This is a genomic window from Pseudoalteromonas sp. H105, from assembly GCF_001469215.1.
Lineage (GTDB): Bacteria > Pseudomonadota > Gammaproteobacteria > Enterobacterales > Alteromonadaceae > Pseudoalteromonas.
In genome coordinates this window covers 392,499-412,646 of the sequence record NZ_LOFH01000004.1, presented here as the reverse complement: position 1 = coordinate 412,646, position 20,148 = coordinate 392,499, and the positions used below count along the sequence as shown (strand labels likewise).

Genomic DNA, 20,148 nt, shown 5'->3' with positions numbered 1-20,148 from the left:
TAAACTTGATCAAGTAGAACGTTTTGAAGCTATGGGCAATTATACTCGTGTATATTTTGAAGATAAAAAACCTATGATATATAGAACACTTGCGCAAATTGAACCGCGCCTACCTAGTGACAGTTTTTTTCGAATAAGCCGACAGAATATAGTGCAATTAAATAAAATTGTTAATATAACCCCTTGCAGCTCCGGCGGCTTAGAACTTATGTTAAAAAGCGGTGCCATAGCTGAGGTGTCGCGCCGTCAAGCCAGTGTATTTAAGTCAATGTTAGCGTTGTAATTTGCCTACTGAAATAAGTTAACTTATTGGCTGACAAAAAAATTTTAAGCCACTGAACTTCAATGCGAACTATCTCAATGTTGAGCGCGCTTTTGAAAACTAATCAATATAGACCCCATGACTATTCTGTTATTCAAAGGGAGTAAAATAGGACAGGCACAAATTTTTTGCAAAACTCACAGTATCAACTACTGTTGTTATATACAGTTAAACTAAAGTTGATATTTTATGACTCGTGCAAGAAAAAAGCTGATTGATTTAGCATCCACATCTTATTATCACTTGATCTCACGATGTGTTAGGCGCGCATTTTTGTGTGGAGATGATAAATACACAGGTCAAAACTTTGATCATCGGCGGGAGTGGTTAGTAGAGCGGATAAAGTTATTAAGTAGCGTATTTGCCATAGATATTGCCGCTTACGCAATTATGAGTAATCACTACCACCTTGTTGTGAATGTCAATAGGCGACAAGCTCTTGATTGGTCTGATGATGAAGTAATTGAACGCTGGTATCAGCTTTATAACGGCCATATTTTACTTGATCGCTACTTAAGTGGAGAGCAGTTAGATAAGGTAAGCTTACTCTTCTTCAATGAAATCATCGCAAAATGGCGAGAGCGACTCTATGACATCAGCTGGTATATGAAAAACCTCAATGAATATATTGCCCGCGAAGCGAATAAAGAAGATAACTGTACGGGCAAGTACTGGGAAGGACGCTACAAATCACAATCATTATTAGATGAAACCGCAGTGCTTAGTTGCATGGCCTACGTTGACTTGAATCCTATCAGAGCAAACATCGCCGATACACTTGAAGAGACAGTGACTTCACCTCAATTCAAGAGCGTATAGCGCATTTCAAAGCCTTTAACACAGACACGGTTAAAGCGAATAAACCCCTCAAACAAAAAGATACTGTTCAACATGAAAGTCAACCAGCACAGCTAAAGCCATTTGGTGGTAATCATATTAAAGGTACGATCCCCTTTGCCTTACTGGATTACATTGAATTAGTCGACTGGAGTGGCCGCCACATAGATCCAAAGAAAAAAGGGCATATCAACAAAAGCATGCCAAAAGTGCTCCTGACTTTGAATATAGAAGAAGCGCAATGGTTTGAATCAATTCAACGTTTTAGACAGCAGTACTCAAATTTTGCAGGCAGCAAACAACGGTTAAAGCAGCAAGCCGCCAGCAACGATGTAAAATGGTACAAAGGCGCAGGTTGAACAGTTGCATCTTTATTGGTTTGCTTAAAAAGCACGTTATTAAACAAAGTGTTGACCTCGATTTGCCTTTATACCTAAAATTCCTGCCAAGCAACTGAATTCTAAGTGCTGTAACTAACACTAACAGTGCGCAAAAAATAATGATACGGTTACCCACGATGGGAGAAGCGCAAAGTTTTCTGACAAAAATATGTGTCTGTCCTTTTTTGACTCTCTAGCTAATACCTCTCGAAATAAGCCACTTAAACACCTGTGATGCCTTCCAAAGCACCAATTAAAGAAACAGTAAATCCTCTTGTATATTTTATCTGAAATTGAAGTAACTAATTGAACCAAAATAGGAACTCGGCTATGGTTGATTCATCAATAAAAAATAAATTTAAAACGAGTTAATCTACAGGCTCGTTATATGGCACTGAAGTATGGCTGATGAAATTGAGTATATTGAATGTTGCGAACATGGTAAGCAGCAACAAACTTTTGTCTGTCAGCACACAGTCGAGAGTCTGAGAGATGGAAATCCAAGAGGTTTTTGGTGGTCAGTTGAGCAGCCAGGAAATCCTAGACCTGACGCTTGGTGTTCTGAATGCGAAAATTTAGTAAATAAAACTGGAGAGTGGGAAGGGGAGCCAGAGGAATTTGCAAATATTAAAATTCTTTGTGGTGTCTGCTATGACAACGTTAAACTTCTTAACTTTCCTAATAAAAAACCATGGTGGCGCTTTTGGTAGCTCTGCCATATAACAAGCGACTATGGCGTCAATAGGTAATTTTAAACTTTTGGCGCTTCCCATAAAACTCCATCTCTAAGCATTGAATTTAAGATCACAATCATCTTTCTTATACATGCAATCAGTGCAACTTTTTTGAGAATACATTTGATCAAATTTTGACTTCAGACATCAAAAGCTTTTTAAATAAATAACAAACGAAAGTGGATGCATTCACTTCATTCTGCGGCAACTGTATTGCCTTGTTCATAATATAGAAAAGCGGCAAAACAGGCTGCATTTAAAAAGGGGGGCCTTTTCAGCCGAAATATGCCACTTAGCCACCTGTAATCTCCTTTAAAACATCCATTAAAACAACAGTAAACCCTCTTTTTACATTATATATAAGATAGCGATAACTGATTGAACCAAAATAGGAACTCGGCTATGGTTGATTCATCAATAAAAGAATAAATTTAAAACGAGTTAATCTACAGCCTTGTTAAGCCTCACCGAGAGAATGGAGTCTAAATGAAATCAATACTATGTTTATTTTCAATTTTTATTAGCTTTAGTGCGTTAGGTACAGAGCAGGAATTACAAGCAACAAAGTCTGGGTTATATGACGTTGGTGGGTTTAAGTTGTATCTTGAGTGCTACGAAAATGATAAGCCTCGACTGATACTTGAGCAGGGTTTTGGTCGCTCTGGTTCAGATGGGGTGTGGTTGGAGAACATTAAACAATTGAAAAATGATTTCAGTATTTGTTTATATGATCGAGCAGGCCTTGGGAAATTGAAAAGGGCCCTGTGCCTTTCACTGTTGATGAAATGGCAACTCGACTTCATAATTTGTTGAACACGGCGGAAATTGAGCAACCCTATTATTTCGCTGGTGGCTCATATGCATCATATGTCATAACGTCATTCAATAACCTATATCCACAAGAAGTGGTGGGGGCTGTGCTAATCGATCCACCTCCTTTAGGCTACTTTTATACTATGGGTACAAGGTGGCCTGAAAACTTTAAAACGGACAATGAAAAATTGGAGCGTTATTATAATTTTGAGCAAAGTGTTCATGATCCAATGTTTGAAAGAGTTCCTGAAAACGTAGATCATATGAAAAGCTACGCAACCTTATCTAATGCAGCGAGTTTCGGTGATAAACCTATTATAATTTTACGCGCTAAACAGACCGAAGAGCGTTATGATCCTCCTTTTGTTCCTGAGGAAATCGCCAAATCAATGGACTCCCTGTATGCTAATGCAGAGAGTTACTTTAAAAATTTATCTACAAATAGCCGAGTTATCTATTCGGAATCAGAAAAGCATCACCTGCACATCGCAGACCGTGATTTGGTTGTAAAAAGCATTAAGGAACTTGTCAGCAAATGAGGTTTAAGAAGGTGACAAAGCGAATGGGCGTCTTAAATTTGACTAAGCGTTCATTCCCCACTTATTTTAGCCAACATAAAACGCTGCTTATCATGACTTGTACTGATAAAAGGATTGAGTAAATATGTACATTGAGAGTCACTTTCAAATGATGGCTAAGTATAATGATAGAATGAACAATCAAATATTAAGCGTTGTTGAAAGTTTAAGCCCCATAGATTTAACTGAAAATAAAGGTGCGTATTTCAAATCAATTATTGGTACGTTAAATCATATTCTTGTCGGTGATATTATTTGGTTGTCTCGTTTTAATCTTCATTCAGAAAGCTACGTATCACTTAAATGCGTTACTACATTACCTAAACCCAAAAGTCTAAGTGATGTTTTATACCCCGATTTAAAATTATATAAATGTGTAAGAAAAAAGGTGGATTCTGCGCTAGTAAACTGGCTTGATAAAGACATTAATGTATCTGACTTTAATCGAAATCTAGAGTATTCAAATACAGCAGGTATTAAAAGTTCGCGTAATTTTGGTGAATTGGTCAGCCATTTGTTTAACCATCAAACTCACCATAGAGGTCAAGTTTCAACATTATTAAATCAAATGGGGCATGATATTGGTGCGACGGACTTTTTGTACGAGATCCCCGAAATGTCAGCATAAAAGGTCGTTTAAACGGGCGCGTAACAGTAGGCTCGCGTCTTGCCTTTTACTATTCGCTTTTTGGCACTGAGATGTTGTTAACTCACCTACTTGATAAAACATATTTTTACTTTGTATTTAAACCTTTATAACAGCTTTTGCGACTAAGTTTTAAAGCAATAATAAAGGTTTTGTATGAACTACTTAAAGCAGGTTTTAAATATAGCGTTATTGGTTTTAGTAAGCTTTGTGGGTATTAAGCCCGTGCAGGCTACTAACCTACCTTTTGAACAAAGAATCACGCCTCAACAAGCAAAGCAAGATGTTGCGCAATGGTCACAATGGCTGCACAGTACGCACCCTAATCTAAAACACAGTGTGGCCGATATTGATGCTTTTTACTTGCAACTAAACACTATAACCGCAGGTATTACTGACGATATTAGCGTGCGGGAGTTATGGGCACGTATAGCGGTATTAAATTCAACATTGGCTGATGGGCACTTAAAAGTAGGGCATGCTTCTACGTCGCAATGGCGTAAATGGGTCAGTGGTGGCATGGGGCTTTTTCCATTTGAAGTTGCGATTGTAAACCAGCAACTTTATATAAAATCAAACACGGGCGGTACCAAGAGTGACTATGCTGAGCAACAAATAAAGGCAATAAATGGCATGCCTTATGAGCAAGTCATGGCTCAGTTATTACGCCGCACGCATGGTGATACTGATGAATTTAGGCAAGAAGTATTAGCGCGTCAATTTCATCGTTTATTTTATTTAACGTTTGGTTACTCAGAACAATTTAGCATTACGTTGGCAGATGAAGATCTCACTCTCACTGCGAGCAAATCCATGCCACAAAGCATGGTTGAACGCTCATTTGCAGATACTTTTCATGTTGAGTATGCAGGTGAGTCGGCAACCCTGACTGTTAATTCATTTTCATGGCCTGATTTTAAGCAATACCTTACCTTTATGGACGCCACTTTTACTCAGCTAAAAGAAAAAAACATTAAGCACTTGGTGATTGATATCAGCAATAATGGCGGTGGTGATGATGACTTTTGGATGGCGGGAATTATGCGCTATATAACGGATGTACCCTATCGTCACTTTTCCCATTATCGCTCTAAGGTGTTGTTAAAGTATCGTGACCCAGGCCAAATAGTAGGTGAAATTGAGTCTGGTGAGAACACTCGCTTTATACAGCCAGAGCCTGAGCTTGCTAACTTTTTTACTGGGGATGTTGCTGTAAAAATAGGGGCTTATACTTATTCGTCGGCTATTGTGTTTGCTAACACCCTACAAGACTTTTCGATTGCGCCATTGGTTGGCGAAAACACAACAGGAAGAAGCACTCAAACAGGCGGGATCCAGTTTTTAAACTTAACACACAGCAATTTGCAGATGGTCAGCCCGCGCTTTATTTTGACAAGGCCAAATGGTGAGCTGCAAATGACTGGCGTTAAAGTCGCTTCGTTGTGACCTTTTAAACACAAGGCGCTAATTTTAGGTCTCAGCGCCTAAACTTGTAGGGAGCGATTAACTCAACTCCCTTATCGCATTACTAATGCCATCTAAACTCAGCGGGTACATGCGGTTGTCCATTAGCTGCTTTATAAAATCAATGGATTGATAGTAACGCCAGTGTTCAACGGGTTGTGGGTTGAGCCACGCGACTTTATCAAAGTGGTTGGTGATGCGGTTTAACCAGGCACTGCCGGGCTCTTCGTTGTAGTGCTCTACAGAGCCGCCGGGGTAGGCGATTTCATAGGGGCCCATGGTGGCGTCGCCAACAAATATCACTTTGTAGTCGCTGGTGAACTTGTTAATTAACGCCATGGTGTCGATAACGTTTGCATGGCGGCGTTGGTTATCTTGCCAAACATGTTCGTATAAGCAGTTATGAAAGTAGTAAAACTCTAAGTGTTTAAACTCACTGTGGGCAGCGCTGAACAGTTCTTCGCAGGTGTGAATGTAATCATCCATTGAGCCGCCGATATCAAACAGCATTAACACTTTTACCGCATTGTGGCGCTCAGGTGCCATTTTTACATCCAGCATGCCGCCTTGTTTGGCCGTTGCACGAATAGTTTCGTTTAAATCTAACGTGTCACTTGCGCCAGTGCGGGCAAATTTACGTAGTTTTTTAAGCGCAAGCTTTATGGTGCGTGAGCCAATTTCGCGATCTGAATCGAGGTTTTTGTATTCGCGCTTGTCCCACACTTTTACAGCGCGGCGGTTACGGTTGCCGTCTTGACCTATGCGCACGCCCTCAGGGTTATAGCCATAGGCGCCAAAGGGGGATGTACCACCGGTGCCGACCCATTTGTTACCGCCAGCGTGGCGTTTTTGTTGTTCTTCTAGGCGCTCTTTCAGGGTTTTCATTAACTCATCAAGGCCGCCCATGGCTTTAAGCTGGGCTTTTTCTTCATCGGTTAGGTGTTTTTCAAACTCTTTACGCAGCCAGTCATCAGGTAAATCATGTTGCTGTTTTAAGCTTTCGAGTAGGTCGAGATCGGCAATGCCGCTAAAGTAATCAGCAAAGGCTTTATCAAAACGGTCAAAGTGGGTTTCGTCTTTAACCATAATGGTACGGGCTAAATAGTAAAACCCGTCGATATCGGCAAATACCGCGCCTTTTTTTAGCGCGTTGATTAAATCAAGCAGCTCACGCATGCTCACCGGTAAGCGGTATTCACGCAGTTTGAAGAAAAACGCAATCAACATCTTAACGGCGGCTCATAAAGGCAAGTTTTTCGATTAAGCTGATGTCTTGCTCGTTCTTTAAAAGCGCACCAAACATCGGCATTAGGCCGCCTTTTTGGCTTTTGTCGTGCAAGGTTTTAGCGTCGATGTCTTCGGCCATTAAAAGTTTAAGCCAATCAAGTAGCTCGCTGGTAGATGGCTTTTTCTTAATGCCGTTGACTTCACGTAGGCCAAAAAACACTTCGAGCGCTTGGCGTACTAAATCTTGTTTTACATCGGGGTGATGCACATCAACAATTTGCTGCATTTCGTCGCTTGATGGAAAGTCAATGTAGTGGAAAAAGCAGCGGCGTAAGAAGGCATCAGGCAGTTCTTTTTCGTTATTTGAGGTGATGATCACAATAGGGCGCTGTTTTGCAACGACGCGCTCGCCAGTTTCATAAACATGAAACTCCATTTTATCCAGCTCTAGTAATAAATCGTTTGGGAACTCGATGTCGGCTTTGTCTATTTCATCAATCAATAATACTGGGCGTTTATTATTCTCTTCGCCGTAGGTAAAGGCTTGCCAAAGTTTGCCTTTAACAATGTAATTGCCGATGTCGTGCACACGCTCATCACCAAGCTGGCTATCACGTAGGCGTGAAACCGCATCGTATTCATATAAGCCTTGCTGCGCTTTGGTGGTTGATTTAATGTGCCATTGAATAAGCGTGGTATCTAAACTTTTTGCCAGCTCTTCGGCCAGCATTGTTTTACCTGTGCCAGGTTCGCCTTTTATTAATAGTGGCTTTTCTAGCAAAATTGCCGCATTCACCGCTTGTTTTAACGAGTTACTTGCGATGTAGTTATCTGTAGAATTAAATTGCACGTAAATACCTATCTGGTCTGAGCAGTAATGATGTTCGCCATGATGCCATATCTAAGTGGCATCGCCAAGATATGCAAAGCGGGGGATGGTTTGGCCGTCTTTTTCTACGGTTTCTAAAAACATGCTCAGTGGCCGTGCCCACATGCCATGCTCACCATATAATGCTTGGTATATCACGAGCGGCTCTTGCGTTTCGCTGTGCGTGGCGACATAAAACACTTTGTATTGTGGGCCTTTGTAGTGTTGGTATATGCCTGATTTGAGGGGATGTGGTTTTATTGCTGTAGTCATGTTTTGATCTCTTGTATAATTTGTGTCGCACTTTTAATGCTAACCAATTTGCCAATACTATGAACTATATTTCGTTAAATGATTACAAAAAAGCCTGGGTTTTTCGTCATCAAGACGCCCCCGTTTCTGAGCAAGACCTTGCTTTAATTAAGCCAATGAGTCATGACCGCGCTGCTGTCTTGTGGAGTACCATGGTGAGTAAGGAACATGACCATCCCGATTTTTTTGATAAAACAGATTGGTGCGGCAAAGAAGAAAGCTTTACTGAAACCGTTCGTTGGGAAGATGCTTGGGAAGAGGGCGAAGCGTTACCCCCAGAGGCCATATTAGCCCATCTAGATTGGCAAGCGAACACAACCGTGTATTTTTGTATCGCACGCGATAACATCATCGAAACAAGTTTTGATGTGTTTAAGCGTAATTGGCAAAACTTCATGTTTTTAGCGGATGGTAGTTTATTGCTGGGTAAAAAGCGTGATGCAGTGGCGCAGTTTTTAGAAAATGGGGATGCAAAGCTGGGTAATAAGCCCGCTTAGGCGCTTAAAAAGCAGTCAATACTATGCTATAAAATACGTAACTAAGTGTTTTTGAGTAGATACGTTGACTGCGAGCGAGCCCCATCAGCAAACGAATATTTGGCAATCTGATGCACAACGAGTGCTTTATGCCCAACTGTGTAATGCCTTTTATGCAAGGGAAATTGCGCGTTTAGTAACTGAGCCAAGTGAGCAGCGGCTGCGTGCTATTTTAAAAAGCTTACCTTATTACATAGAACGCGCGGCCACGCGTGTGGTCAATGGTACGGCCCCTTTTGTACTCGATCCACAAAATGGCAGTTGGCTTGATAAGCAAAAAGCCAAGCCGCCAACTCAAAATGACCTTGCAGATTTCTACTCTCTCAATAAAAAACTAGGTTTAATTGTGCCGTTATTAGTTAATAACACTAATCTCACTCGGGTTGCAATAGACAGCATCGACCAAGTAAGCGACAATAAACTTCATTGTAATGAACACGGTTGGTTTGATTACCAGGGGCGAGGTTTAGAAGGCCAAAATACGGTGTTGCTAAAGCCAAGTAAGGCAACCATGACGGCTGCTTGTTGTGGCCACCAGTGGCGTTTTTCTAAACGCAGTACACCGCGTATTTTGTCACTGAGAGAAATGTTGCTTGCGAGTAATATTAATTGGCGAAACTTAAAGCGACCTTTGTGTTCTTAACGATTATAACCAGTAGCCTTATTGTGAGCATTTAAATTTATACTGGAAGAGCAACGTTCAAGGAGTATTTCATGCGATTGTTTCAATTTTTATTACTGTGTTTAGCACTGTTTGTGCAATATAAATTGTGGTTTGGCCACAATGGTGTGCAAGATTATAGTCGTTTGAAAACTGCGGTTAACTCCCATCAAGAAACCAATGCCAATTTAATCAAGCGCAATAAAGTACTTAAAGCCGATATCGAAGATTTAAAGCTTGGCCAAGAGGGCGTTGAAGAGCGCGCTCGTAACGAATTAGGAATGATAAAACCCGGTGAAACATTTATACGTGTTTTACCCGGGCAGCAATACAATGACTAATAAATACTCAATAGCCGCTGTTGTACCTGCCGCAGGGGTTGGTAGCCGTATGCAACATACTGCACCAAAACAATATATAACGTTAGCGGGTAAAACTATTTTAGAGCACACACTGACTAAGCTTGCTGCTATTTCACAGCTTACTCATATCGTGGTAGCTGTAAGCGATGATGACCCATTTTATGCACAGTTACCTACTATAGATAGCAGAGTTATACGTGCTAGCGGTGGTAAAGAACGCGCTGATTCAGTTTTAAGCGGTTTGTTAGCACTTGCTGACTCGCCACCTGATTGGGTGCTGGTGCATGATGCTGCAAGACCCTTGGTTGATATTAGCGATATTAATAATTTAATAGAGCAATGCGTACATGCAGGTGAGGGCGGTATTCTCGCCGCTAAAGTAAAAGACACCATAAAACGCGGCCATACTCACAGCAAACAAACAGTGCCGCGGGATGATTTATGGCAAGCATTAACGCCACAGCTTTTTAAGTACACCGATTTAACGGAAGCCTTAACAGGTGCATTGGCTCAGCAGATTGCAATTACTGATGAGGCATCAGCCATTGAGTGGGCTAATAAACCGGTTAAATTGGTTGCAGGTCGCAGCGATAATATAAAAATAACCACACCAGAAGATTTAGATTTAGCCCACTTTTTACTTCAAAAACAATACAGTGAGAACGCATCATGATTAGAATTGGCCACGGCTTTGATGTTCATAAGTTTGGCGGCGAAGGCCCATTAACGATTTGTGGGGAAAAGATTGAATATCCTCAAGGGTTTTTAGCACATTCAGATGGTGACGTTGCTATTCATGCATTATGTGATGCCATTTTAGGTTCGCTTGCAATGGGTGATATTGGCAAGCACTTTCCCGATACTGCCAGTGAATACGAAAATATTGATAGCCGTATTTTATTACGCCATGTAGTTGATTTGGCTAAACAACAAGGTTATGTGCTTGGTAATGCTGACGTGACGATTGTAGCTCAAGCGCCTAAAATGCTGCCACATATCCAAGCTATGCGTAAAAACTTAGCGGCTGATTTAAACGCAGAGATTAGCCAAGTGAATGTAAAAGCGACCACCACTGAAAAGCTCGGATTTGAAGGGCGTAAAGAAGGTATATCAAGTCATGCTGTTGTGATCATGAGTAAAGCGTCAGTATGAGTGATTTAAACTACTTATACGGTAAACCGTTATCTAAGGCTGATTTTAAAACCACTGCCGAAGATTTCATGGTAGATGAAGACTTAGGTATTGAATTTACTGGCAGCGGCGAGCATGTGTGTTTGCAAGTCGTGAAAAAAGGCGAAAATACACAGTATGTGGCTAAGTTATTGGCGCAAAAAGCGGGCATTTCACCGCGCGATGTAAGCTACGCTGGTATGAAAGACCGTCATGGTGTCTGTAGCCAGTGGTTTAGTGTGCCTGTGCCAATTAAAAAAGAAATCGACTTTACCGAGCTTAACAGTGAGTCTGTGTTTATTATTTCGCAGCAACGCCATAACCGTAAATTGCGCACGGGGTGCCATAAAGGCAATAAATTTACCATTACCCTGCGTAATGTTACGCAGCCTCTTGATATTTTATGTCGTATTAACGCAGTGCGTGCTGGTGTGCCTAATTACTTTGGTGAGCAACGTTTTGGTCACGATGGTCATAATCTTGAAATGGCAAAGCGTATGTTTGCAGGCGAGCGCATTCGCGATAAAAAATTACGTGGGTTAATTATTTCCGCTGCGCGGTCACATGTGTTTAACCAAATTGTCAATCTACGTGTTGCTGAGCATGGTTTAGCTAAAACAATGCACCGTGAGGTATTTATGCTAAGCGGCAGTAATGCGTTTTTTGAAGATGCAATCAGCGATGAGAATATTGCAAGACTTGCTTCTGGCGATATTATGATGTCGGCCCCGATGGTGGGTAAAAGCGAAAAAGGTTTAACAACGCAAGAAAAAACATGGCTAGAACCTTACCAAGAGTGGTGTGATGGGCTTGGTGAGTTAGGGCTTAAAAATGAGCGCAGAATGTTACGTTTAATACCGCAGGATTTGGCTGTTGAAACGCTCGATGAGCGCACTATTAAGTTAAGTTTTGGGTTACCTAAAGGGACGTTTGCAACAGCGCTACTTCGTGAGCTGGTGGATTACTCCGATGCAAGCCCTCGGGTTCATAAAGAAAAGGAAGCTTAAATGAAGATATTATTAAGTAATGATGATGGCGTAAATGCCAAGGGGATAGCGGTCCTTTATCAAGCGTTATCTCACATTGCAGAGGTGACTCTCGTAGCACCTGACCGAAATTGTAGTGGGGCAAGTAATTCACTTACTTTAATGAACCCACTGCGTGCAACAACACTTGAAAATGGATTTATTTCAGTTAATGGTACGCCCACTGATTGTGTGCATTTAGGTGTTAACGAGTTACTTAATAAAAAGCCCGATCTCGTCGTTGCGGGGATAAACCATGGGGCTAATTTAGGTGATGACACCTTGTATTCAGGCACGGTTGCGGCGGCAACGGAAGGGCGGCATTTAGGTTTGCCTGCGGTTGCAGTATCACTGTGCTCTAAAGAAGGTAACCACTTTGAAACAGCCGCGGCGGTGACCGTGAGCATCATTAAAGAATTGGCGTCTCATCCGTTACCAAAAGATCAAATTATAAATATTAATGTACCTGATGTTCCCTTGAGCGAACTAAAAGGCGTGCAAGTGACCCGCTTGGGTGCACGTCATAAAGCCGAAACCATGACGAAGCAGCAAGATCCATGGGGACGTGATATATATTGGTACGGCACGCTAGGTGCAGAGAGTGATGCCGGTGAAGGGACTGATTTTCATGCAATCAATAATGGTTTTGCATCGGTTACGCCTTTGAGTGTTGATATGACAGCGAAAGAAAGCTTACAAGCGGTGGGTGATTGGCTCAAAACGATGGAGGTCAATGGTGCTGTCTAATTATACTCGTAGCGCCCAGGCTTTGGCTGAGTTGCTCGCACGAGAAGGTGTCGAAGATGAGTTGGTGCTTAATGCAATTGCTACAATACCGCGCCACATGTTTATTGATGACGTGCTTAAACATAAAGCCTATCAAAATACAGCACTTCCTATTGGCCAAGGCCAAACGATTTCACAACCGTATATAGTTGCGCGAATGACTGAGCTACTGCGATTGGCTGGGGTTCGTGATAAAGTGCTCGAAATTGGGACAGGATCAGGCTACCAAACCGCTGTACTTGCTAAAACGTTCACTACAGTTTGCTCTGTTGAACGTATCAAAGCATTGCAATGGCAAGCTAAACGCCGTTTACATAACCTTGATCTGTACAACGTCACGATGAAACACGGTGATGGCTGGCAAGGTTGGCAATCCCAAGCACCATTTGAAGGTATTATTGTCACGGCTGCAGCATCCCATGTTCCTCAGGCGCTCCTTGATCAGTTAGCCGATGGCGGCGTGATGATTGCCCCGATTGGCAATGAAGAACAGCAACTTGTTATGGTTGTTAGAAAAGATAATAAATTTACTCAACACATAATTGCACCAGTGAGATTCGTTCCACTAGTCCCTGGTGATATTGAATAGGAAACCACTTTGAAATTGTTTACTAAGTTATACGATATGGCCTTAGTGTGGGCGAAGCATCGCCACGCAGAACGTTATTTAGCAGGTATGAGTTTTGCTGAATCTGTTTTTTTTCCGGTCCCACCAGATGTAATGTTAGCGCCTATGGCACTTGCGCAGCCAAGTAAAGCGTGGCGCTTTGCAAGCTTTACAACGATTGCATCGGTGATAGGTGGTGTTTTAGGTTATCTGTTAGGTTTTTGGCTCTTTGAACCCGTTGTTGAGCCTCTGATTGCTCAAATGGGTTGGCAGGAAAAGTTTAATGTCGCATTAGAGTGGTTTAAAAATTATGGTGTGTGGGTCGTATTTATTGCGGGTTTTTCACCTATACCCTATAAAGTGTTTACAGTTGGGGCGGGACTGTTACACATGGCATTTTTACCATTTTTACTTGCATCAGCCGTTGGCAGAGGCGCGCGTTTCTTTTTAGTGGCAGCACTGATGAAATGGGGTGGAGTGAAAATGGAACAAAAATTACGTCAATATGTTGAAGCACTTGGCTGGGGATTAGTCGCTTTAGTGGTTGTCGCTTACTTTTTATTGCGTTAACCGCTAAAAGAGACAGTTTAAAGGATTGAGGGCAAAACACCGTGAATAAATATTATCTAGGCTATGTTGTTTTATTTATGGGTGTTTTGCTCAGTGGTTGCGCTTCGAGGCAAGCGCCCGCGCCTGTCAGTAGTTTAGATACAACGGTTGCGCCTTACACTGGCAGAATAAATATAGTTGGTGATAAATATACGGTTGAAAAAGGAGATACACTGTACTCTATTGCGTTTAGTGCCCAACAGGATTTCCGCTCACTTGCAAAAAACAACGATATTCCAACCCCTTATACCATCCATCCAGGGCAAGTAATTTACCTAAAGCCTGTACCCACAAAAAATAAAAAGCGTAAAAAATATACGAATTCGAGCAAAAAGTCTACAAAAGAAATACAAAAAAATAACAAAAAATTAAAGAAAGAGCTTGATCAGCCAAAACAACGAGAGTATGTTCAAAAACAAGGTAGTAAAAAAGTTAGCAACTCTAGTGATGTTAACTCAAAAAAAGTTAAGTGGTCTTGGCCTGCAGATGGCAAAGTGACACAACGTTTTTCTACTAGAGTAAATGGCTATAAAGGGCTACAAATAGCCAATAAAAAAGGTACATCTGTTTTCGCTGCAGCACAAGGGACAGTTGTTTATGCAGGAAGCGCACTTCGTGGCTACGGTAATTTAATCATACTGAAACATAATGATGATTACCTAAGTGCTTATGCACATAATTCGAAGTTGTTAGTTAAAGAAAAACAGCATGTGAAAGCAGGGCAAAAAATAGCAGAGATTGGCAGCTCTGATTCTGATGTTACGGCATTGCGTTTTGAAATCCGTTATAGAGGAAAAGCTGTTAATCCACAAAAGTATTTGCCTTAGCTATCGGGTATTGACACTAGTGATTGTAAAATCACTTATTTGCTTGAGGGTACGCTAATGGGTAACACAGCAAACGCAAAAAAAACGAAATCCGCAGTTGACGATAAATTTGATGATGTAACGGTAAAAGAGCCAACAGAAACATTATTAGAAGAAGTTGATAAAGAAGACGATATATTCGCGAAAGAGGAAGTCACTAAAAACTTAGATGCCACTCAATTATATTTAGGTGAAATTGGCTTTTCTCCATTATTGAGTGCTGAAGAAGAAGTATTTTTTGCCCGCAAAGCGTTAAAAGGCTGTGAAGCTTCCCGCAAACGTATGATTGAAAGCAACCTTCGTTTAGTTGTAAAAATTGCCCGCCGTTATAATAACCGAGGTTTAGCGTTATTAGATTTAATTGAAGAAGGTAATCTAGGTTTAATCCGTGCTGTTGAAAAATTTGACCCAGAGCGTGGTTTTAGATTCTCAACTTACGCTACGTGGTGGATACGCCAGACTATTGAACGCGCTATCATGAATCAAACACGTACAATTCGTCTTCCAATTCATGTTGTTAAAGAACTAAATGTATACCTTCGTACCGCGCGTGAATTAACACAAAAACTTGACCATGAGCCAACGGCTGAAGAAATAGCAGAATGCTTAGATAGACCCGTTGAAGACGTAACCAAAATGCTACGTTTAAATGAAAAAATCACGTCGGTAGACACACCCATTGGTGGCGAAAATGATAAAGCATTATTGGATATCATTGCCGATGAGAAAGGTTTTAGCCCTGAAGGTGAAGTTCAAAATAACGACATCAATAAGCATATTGTTGATTGGCTCGGTGAGCTAAACCCTAAACAGCGTGAAGTATTAGCACGACGCTTTGGTTTGTTGGGTTATGAACCATCAACACTTGAAGATGTGGGTCGTGAAATTGGCTTAACACGTGAGCGTGTAAGACAAATTCAAGTAGAAGCATTGCGTCGACTAAAAGATATATTGCAGCATGAAGGGTTAAGTACAGACAGTTTATTTGACCAATTCTCGTAGCGTTTAAAAACCCACACTCATAATAAAATTTATAGCTGAAGAGGTTACTCTTCAGCTTTTTATTGCGTAAATTTATAGTAGCGCTTTTAATTTATAGAGTAAGTCTTGAGCTTGGCGTGGGCTTAAGTTATCTAAATCTGCGCCTGCGAGCTGAGCTTCAACTTCGCTCGGTTCATTATCAAACAATGATGCTTGCTGCGCATTTAAATCAGCGGTAACAGGTTGATGGTTTTCAAGCATTTTTAGCTTTTGCTTCGCTTGTTTTATCACAGCTTTCGGTACGCCGGCTAGCGCTGCGACTTGTAATCCAAAACTTTTGCTTGCTGCGCCATCAAGTACGGTGTGCATAAACGCAATTGTATCGTTATGCTCAATGGCATCGAGATGAACATTGACCAGTCCAGCTTGTTGCTCAGCGAGTTCTGTTAATTCAAAGTAGTGTGTTGCAAACAATGTTTTAGCTGAAATTTTTGATGCTAAATGGTCTGCCGTTGCATAGGCTAATGATAAGCCGTCATAGGTACTGGTACCACGGCCTATTTCATCCATTAACACCAATGACTGTGCGGTTGCATTGTTTAAAATGGTTGCCGTTTCGGTCATTTCAACCATAAAGGTTGAGCGTCCTGAGGCAAGATCATCGCTTGCACCAATGCGCGTAAATATACGATCAATGTTACCTATTTTTGCACTGTCTGCGGGTACAAAAGAGCCAATGTGAGCCATCAAAACGATCAGTGCTGTTTGGCGCATATAGGTTGATTTACCACCCATATTCGGCCCTGTGATAATTAACATTTTTCGTTGATTATTTAACTCAACTGGGTTTGCAATGAATGGGTCTTTCATTACTTGCTCAACCACAGGGTGGCGACCTTGTTTAATACTGATGTCATCATTATCGCATAGCTCAGGTTTTGCATAGTTAAGTGCGATTGCGCGTTCTGCAAGGTTATTGAGCACATCTAAATCAGCCAATGCACTGGCCATCATTTGAAGTTGTTCTATATGTGGGGCAATAAATTCAAAGAGCTGCTCGTAAAGTTGCTTTTCAAGTGCTAGCGCCTTTGACTGACTGCCAAGCACTTTGTCTTCATGCTCTTTAAGCTCTGGAATAATATAGCGTTCGTTATTTTTAAGTGTTTGACGACGAATATAATCTGCGGGTACTAAATGGGCGTTGGCGCGGCTGACTTCTATAAAAAAGCCGTGTACTTTGTTATAGCCTATTTTTAATGTACTGATCCCCGTACGCTCGCGTTCGCGTTGTTCTAATTGCTCAAGCACATTTGTTGCGCCTTGACTCAATGCGCGCCACTCATCGAGTTCGCTATTATAGCCAGGTGCAATCACACCACCATCACGTATGAGTACCGGTGGATTTTCTATGACCGCTTGCTCTAAGAGTGCTTGAAGTTCTGGTAACACGGGTGAGTCGCTAATGATCTGTGCTATGCGGGGGTTGCTAGCGTCATTTAGCAATTCATGTAATGGGCTTAATGCTTGTAATGCACTGCGTAGGCGAGTTAAATCGCGCGGTCTTGCTGTCCACAGTGCTAATCGTGCAATAACCCGCTCTATATCACCAATTTGTTTAAGTGAATCATGTAGTTCACCACACAGTTGCGCATCTATTATGGCGCTTATTGCGTTGAGGCGCGCATTGAGTTCTGATTTTGAACGCACAGGTGTATGAATACGGCGCTTTAACAAACGTGAACCCATTGCTGTTGCTGTTTTATCTAGAACTTGTGCAAGGGTATTTTCATAACCACCAGATAGGTTGACAGTTAACTCTAAGTTTTTCCGTGTGGCAGCGTCAAGAATCACAGCATGCTCGTTATGTTCAAGGGTGATTGCACGGATATGAGGAAGAGCAATACGTTGCGTGTCTTTGACGTATTGCATTAAGCAACCCGCTGCGACAAGTGCTGCTTTAGCTTTATCAACACCAAAGCCAATGAGATCTTTAGTACCAAATTGATCGCACAACAAATGCTGCGCAGTATCTAAATCGAACTCCCACTCAGGGCGACGGCGAATACCTTTAATATGTTCGATTAAGTGCACGTTGGCAAAGTCTTCGCTATAAAGTAACTCTGCGGGTGCTAAACGCTGTAATGTTGAACTAAATGCTTCATCTGTATTAGCTTCAACAATGTTAAATTGACCCGAGTTGATGTCTAAATAAGCGATACCATAAAGCCCTTTTTTACTCTGCCAAACACTGGTAAGTAAATTATCTTGACGTTCTTGTAATAGTGCTTCGTCAGAAATGGTACCAGGAGTAACAATACGGACCACTTTACGCTCTACAGGGCCTTTACTTGTTGCAGGATCGCCCACTTGTTCACAAATTGCGACGGATTCACCCATTTGCACTAATCGCGCAAGGTAGTTTTCAACAGCATGATAAGGCACACCGGCCATTGGAATTGGGTCACCACCGGCTTTGCCGCGATGTGTTTGCGAAATATCTAACAATTGCGCGGCACGTTTTGCGTCATCGAAAAATAATTCGTAAAAATCGCCCATTCGATAAAACAATAAAATATCACGATGTTCAGATTTTATTTTTAGATACTGCTGCATCATCGGAGTTTGTTGACTTATTGTGTGTGGTGCATAAAGATCAAACGACATGTATTTACCCAAAGGCTGAATATGGAGTTACATCAAGAGATTAAAACACTTGCTGCGCAATTAGGGGCTATTTTAACGGATAAATGCTTATGGATCACTACCGCTGAGTCATGTACAGGTGGTGGGGTGAGTTATGCATTGACAGACACCCCTGGAAGTTCTGCCTATCTTGACCGAGCGTTTGTCACTTATAGCAATCAAGCTAAGCACGATTTACTGGACGTAAGTTTACAGACATTATCTGACTTTGGTGCAGTGAGTGAGCAAGTCGTATTAGAAATGGCTGAAGGAGCGAGTAAGGCTGCGAATGCTGACATTGCAATCGCTATTTCTGGGGTTGCAGGGCCCGGTGGTGGCAGTAGTGATAAACCTGTTGGATTGGTCTGGTTTTGCATCAAAATTGGCGATGAACCGTATCCTAGTCAGCAGATTTTTAGCGGTGATAGAGCCGAAGTTAGAGTGCAAGCTATTGTTTATGCATTAAAATGTTTAATAGATAAGATAAATTGATAAAATTAGCTTGATACTGTGATTTCATACAGTATACTTGTCTGCATTAGCCGGATTTGGAGAACGAAATGAACGATAACAAACAAAAAGCGTTAGATGCAGCTTTATCACAAATTGAGCGTCAATTTGGTAAAGGCTCAATCATGAAATTGGGTGACAATAAAGCACTAGACATTGAAGCTGTATCAACAGGTTCACTGGGTATCGATATCGCATTAGGCATAGGTGGTTTACCTATGGGACGTATTGTTGAAGTGTATGGTCCTGAATCATCAGGTAAAACAACTTTAACTCTACAAGTTATCGCTCAGGCGCAAAAAGAAGGCAAAACGTGTGCGTTCGTTGATGCTGAGCATGCACTTGACCCTGTATATGCGCAAAAGTTAGGTGTAAATATTGATGACCTTTTAGTATCGCAACCTGATACGGGTGAGCAAGCGCTAGAAATTTGTGACATGTTAGTTCGCTCAAGTGCCGTTGATGTTGTTATTGTCGATTCTGTTGCTGCATTAACACCTAAAGCTGAGATTGAAGGCGACATGGGCGATTCGCACATGGGCTTGCAAGCACGTTTAATGTCACAGGCATTACGTAAGCTAACAGGTAACATTAAGCGCTCAAATACACTTTGTATTTTCATTAACCAAATTCGTATGAAAATTGGTGTTATGTTTGGTAATCCTGAAACAACAACCGGTGGTAATGCACTTAAATTCTACGCATCAGTGCGTTTAGATATTCGCCGCATCGGTTCTGTGAAAGAAGGTGACGAAGTCGTTGGTAACGAAACCCGCGTTAAAGTGGTTAAAAACAAAGTCGCACCGCCATTTAAGCAAGCTGAATTTATTATCATGTATGGCGAAGGTATTTCTAAACAGGGTGAGCTTATCGACTTAGGTGTAAAACACAAAATAGTTGAAAAAGCCGGCGCATGGTACAGCTACAATGGTAGTAAAGTGGGTCAAGGTAAATCAAACTCAATTAAGTTCTTGAAAGAGAACCCTGAAATTGCAGACGAGATTGAAGGCAAACTTCGTGAAATGTTGCTTTTAAAAGCTGAAATTAAGCCAGAAGATGGTGAAGATACAGGCTTAATCGCTGAAGATGAATTATAAAAGTATTAGAGAGTAAGCGCGATTTGACCCGCACTTAACAACAAAAAGCCGCTAAATATACAATTTAGCGGCTTT

Annotated in this window: 23 protein-coding genes and 1 pseudogene; 20 read left to right on the top strand and 4 right to left on the bottom strand. The window is 41.4% G+C overall.

The window, feature by feature from the left end; genetic code table 11:
* The 7 genes and pseudogenes from ATS75_RS09815 to ATS75_RS09790 form a co-directional block, all read left to right on the top strand.
* A partial coding sequence (locus ATS75_RS09815) for a LytTR family DNA-binding domain-containing protein (RefSeq protein WP_161936894.1) occupies positions 1-283 on the top strand: 283 nt, incomplete at its 5' end.
* A gap of 228 nt (positions 284-511) precedes the next feature.
* Positions 512-1,518: pseudogene (locus ATS75_RS09810) on the top strand (transposase).
* Positions 1,519-1,940: 422 nt separating this feature from the next.
* Positions 1,941-2,249, top strand: coding sequence for a hypothetical protein (locus tag ATS75_RS09805; protein ID WP_058560259.1), 309 nt, complete (start codon positions 1,941-1,943; stop codon positions 2,247-2,249).
* A 510-nt stretch (positions 2,250-2,759) separates the two neighbouring features.
* Positions 2,760-3,086, top strand: a complete 327-nt coding sequence (locus ATS75_RS20620) for an alpha/beta fold hydrolase (protein ID WP_235591167.1) — start codon at positions 2,760-2,762, stop codon at positions 3,084-3,086.
* Positions 3,038-3,625, top strand: a complete 588-nt coding sequence (locus ATS75_RS09800; protein WP_235591166.1) for an alpha/beta fold hydrolase — start codon at positions 3,038-3,040, stop codon at positions 3,623-3,625. The genes ATS75_RS20620 and ATS75_RS09800 overlap by 49 nt, the downstream gene beginning before the upstream one ends.
* Positions 3,626-3,749: 124 nt before the next feature.
* Positions 3,750-4,292: a DinB family protein gene (locus ATS75_RS09795; RefSeq protein ID WP_058560258.1), complete on the top strand. Its 543-nt coding sequence runs from the start codon at positions 3,750-3,752 to the stop codon at positions 4,290-4,292.
* 174 nt (positions 4,293-4,466) lie between these two features.
* Positions 4,467-5,756, top strand: coding sequence for a S41 family peptidase (locus ATS75_RS09790; RefSeq protein ID WP_058560257.1), 1,290 nt, complete (start codon positions 4,467-4,469; stop codon positions 5,754-5,756).
* Between the two features lie 57 nt (positions 5,757-5,813).
* On the opposite strand, the gene ATS75_RS09785 is transcribed toward ATS75_RS09790, so the two are convergent.
* From ATS75_RS09785 to ATS75_RS09775, 3 genes are read right to left on the bottom strand one after another with little or no spacing between them, the layout of a single operon-like run.
* A complete protein-coding gene (locus tag ATS75_RS09785) occupies positions 5,814-7,001 on the bottom strand; it encodes a vWA domain-containing protein (RefSeq protein WP_058560256.1) in 1,188 nt (395 codons plus the stop codon).
* 1 nt (position 7,002) lies between these two features.
* On the bottom strand, positions 7,003-7,851 hold the full coding sequence (locus tag ATS75_RS09780) for an AAA family ATPase (RefSeq protein WP_058560255.1): 849 nt from the start codon (positions 7,849-7,851) through the stop codon (positions 7,003-7,005).
* A 51-nt stretch (positions 7,852-7,902) separates the two neighbouring features.
* Positions 7,903-8,142 (bottom strand): DUF1653 domain-containing protein, encoded by a 240-nt coding sequence (locus tag ATS75_RS09775; RefSeq protein WP_058560254.1) that lies wholly within the window; start codon positions 8,140-8,142, stop codon positions 7,903-7,905.
* A gap of 59 nt (positions 8,143-8,201) precedes the next feature.
* On the opposite strand from ATS75_RS09775, the gene ATS75_RS09770 reads away from it, so the two are divergent.
* The 11 genes from ATS75_RS09770 (at position 8,202) to rpoS (ending at position 15,805) form a co-directional block, all read left to right on the top strand.
* Positions 8,202-8,678, top strand: a complete 477-nt coding sequence (locus tag ATS75_RS09770; RefSeq protein WP_058560253.1) for a DUF2947 domain-containing protein — start codon at positions 8,202-8,204, stop codon at positions 8,676-8,678.
* 64 nt (positions 8,679-8,742) lie between these two features.
* Positions 8,743-9,360, top strand: a complete 618-nt coding sequence (locus ATS75_RS09765) for a hypothetical protein (RefSeq protein ID WP_058560252.1) — start codon at positions 8,743-8,745, stop codon at positions 9,358-9,360.
* 71 nt (positions 9,361-9,431) lie between these two features.
* Entirely contained in the window at positions 9,432-9,719 is a 288-nt protein-coding gene (gene ftsB / locus ATS75_RS09760) for a cell division protein FtsB (protein ID WP_058560251.1), read from the top strand.
* Positions 9,712-10,413 (top strand): 2-C-methyl-D-erythritol 4-phosphate cytidylyltransferase, encoded by a 702-nt coding sequence (gene ispD / locus ATS75_RS09755; RefSeq protein WP_058560250.1) that lies wholly within the window; start codon positions 9,712-9,714, stop codon positions 10,411-10,413. The genes ftsB and ispD overlap by 8 nt, the downstream gene beginning before the upstream one ends.
* Complete coding sequence (ispF, locus tag ATS75_RS09750; protein ID WP_058560249.1) at positions 10,410-10,892, top strand: 2-C-methyl-D-erythritol 2,4-cyclodiphosphate synthase; 483 nt, start codon at positions 10,410-10,412, stop codon at positions 10,890-10,892. The genes ispD and ispF overlap by 4 nt, the downstream gene beginning before the upstream one ends.
* Complete coding sequence (truD, locus tag ATS75_RS09745; protein WP_058560248.1) at positions 10,889-11,917, top strand: tRNA pseudouridine(13) synthase TruD; 1,029 nt, start codon at positions 10,889-10,891, stop codon at positions 11,915-11,917. The genes ispF and truD overlap by 4 nt, the downstream gene beginning before the upstream one ends.
* The gene (gene surE, locus ATS75_RS09740; protein WP_058560247.1) at positions 11,918-12,682 is read left to right on the top strand and encodes a 5'/3'-nucleotidase SurE; all 765 of its coding nucleotides are present in this window, start codon (positions 11,918-11,920) and stop codon (positions 12,680-12,682) included.
* Positions 12,672-13,310: a protein-L-isoaspartate(D-aspartate) O-methyltransferase gene (locus ATS75_RS09735; RefSeq protein WP_058560281.1), complete on the top strand. Its 639-nt coding sequence runs from the start codon at positions 12,672-12,674 to the stop codon at positions 13,308-13,310. The genes surE and ATS75_RS09735 overlap by 11 nt, the downstream gene beginning before the upstream one ends.
* Positions 13,311-13,319: 9 nt before the next feature.
* Positions 13,320-13,898, top strand: coding sequence for a YqaA family protein (locus tag ATS75_RS09730; protein WP_058560246.1), 579 nt, complete (start codon positions 13,320-13,322; stop codon positions 13,896-13,898).
* Between the two features lie 77 nt (positions 13,899-13,975).
* On the top strand, positions 13,976-14,764 hold the full coding sequence (locus ATS75_RS09725) for a peptidoglycan DD-metalloendopeptidase family protein (protein ID WP_414858283.1): 789 nt from the start codon (positions 13,976-13,978) through the stop codon (positions 14,762-14,764).
* Between the two features lie 57 nt (positions 14,765-14,821).
* Complete coding sequence (rpoS, locus tag ATS75_RS09720) at positions 14,822-15,805, top strand: RNA polymerase sigma factor RpoS (protein ID WP_058560244.1); 984 nt, start codon at positions 14,822-14,824, stop codon at positions 15,803-15,805.
* A gap of 72 nt (positions 15,806-15,877) precedes the next feature.
* Here the strand turns inward: rpoS and mutS are convergent, their stop codons facing one another.
* A complete protein-coding gene (gene mutS, locus ATS75_RS09715; RefSeq protein ID WP_058560243.1) occupies positions 15,878-18,448 on the bottom strand; it encodes a DNA mismatch repair protein MutS in 2,571 nt (856 codons plus the stop codon).
* Positions 18,449-18,469: 21 nt separating this feature from the next.
* Here mutS and ATS75_RS09710 point away from each other — a divergent pair, with 21 nt between their 5' ends.
* Both ATS75_RS09710 and recA read left to right on the top strand, forming a co-directional pair.
* Positions 18,470-18,958 carry a CinA family protein gene (locus ATS75_RS09710; protein ID WP_058560242.1) on the top strand — a complete coding sequence of 163 codons (489 nt, stop codon included), beginning with the start codon at positions 18,470-18,472 and terminating at the stop codon, positions 18,956-18,958.
* Between the two features lie 68 nt (positions 18,959-19,026).
* Positions 19,027-20,073 (top strand): recombinase RecA, encoded by a 1,047-nt coding sequence (recA, locus tag ATS75_RS09705; RefSeq protein WP_058560241.1) that lies wholly within the window; start codon positions 19,027-19,029, stop codon positions 20,071-20,073.
* The last annotated feature ends 75 nt before the right edge of the window (positions 20,074-20,148 follow it).

Bases quoted from the DNA above. Each gene is read 5' to 3' on its own strand.
- ATS75_RS09790 (WP_058560257.1), top strand. From the start codon at position 4,467: ATGAACTACTTAAAGCAGGTTTTAAATATAGCGTTATTGGTTTTAGTA.
- surE (WP_058560247.1), top strand. From the start codon at position 11,918: ATGAAGATATTATTAAGTAATGATGATGGCGTAAATGCCAAGGGGATA.
- ispD (WP_058560250.1), top strand. From the start codon at position 9,712: ATGACTAATAAATACTCAATAGCCGCTGTTGTACCTGCCGCAGGGGTT.
- ATS75_RS09775 (WP_058560254.1), bottom strand. From the start codon at position 8,142: ATGACTACAGCAATAAAACCACATCCCCTCAAATCAGGCATATACCAA.
- recA (WP_058560241.1), top strand. From the start codon at position 19,027: ATGAACGATAACAAACAAAAAGCGTTAGATGCAGCTTTATCACAAATT.
- ftsB (WP_058560251.1), top strand. From the start codon at position 9,432: ATGCGATTGTTTCAATTTTTATTACTGTGTTTAGCACTGTTTGTGCAA.
- ATS75_RS09785 (WP_058560256.1), bottom strand. From the start codon at position 7,001: ATGTTGATTGCGTTTTTCTTCAAACTGCGTGAATACCGCTTACCGGTG.
- ATS75_RS20620 (WP_235591167.1), top strand. From the start codon at position 2,760: ATGAAATCAATACTATGTTTATTTTCAATTTTTATTAGCTTTAGTGCG.
- ATS75_RS09770 (WP_058560253.1), top strand. From the start codon at position 8,202: ATGAACTATATTTCGTTAAATGATTACAAAAAAGCCTGGGTTTTTCGT.
- ATS75_RS09710 (WP_058560242.1), top strand. From the start codon at position 18,470: ATGGAGTTACATCAAGAGATTAAAACACTTGCTGCGCAATTAGGGGCT.
- mutS (WP_058560243.1), bottom strand. From the start codon at position 18,448: ATGTCGTTTGATCTTTATGCACCACACACAATAAGTCAACAAACTCCG.
- ATS75_RS09725 (WP_414858283.1), top strand. From the start codon at position 13,976: ATGGGTGTTTTGCTCAGTGGTTGCGCTTCGAGGCAAGCGCCCGCGCCT.
- rpoS (WP_058560244.1), top strand. From the start codon at position 14,822: ATGGGTAACACAGCAAACGCAAAAAAAACGAAATCCGCAGTTGACGAT.
- ispF (WP_058560249.1), top strand. From the start codon at position 10,410: ATGATTAGAATTGGCCACGGCTTTGATGTTCATAAGTTTGGCGGCGAA.
- ATS75_RS09795 (WP_058560258.1), top strand. From the start codon at position 3,750: ATGTACATTGAGAGTCACTTTCAAATGATGGCTAAGTATAATGATAGA.
- ATS75_RS09805 (WP_058560259.1), top strand. From the start codon at position 1,941: ATGGCTGATGAAATTGAGTATATTGAATGTTGCGAACATGGTAAGCAG.
- truD (WP_058560248.1), top strand. From the start codon at position 10,889: ATGAGTGATTTAAACTACTTATACGGTAAACCGTTATCTAAGGCTGAT.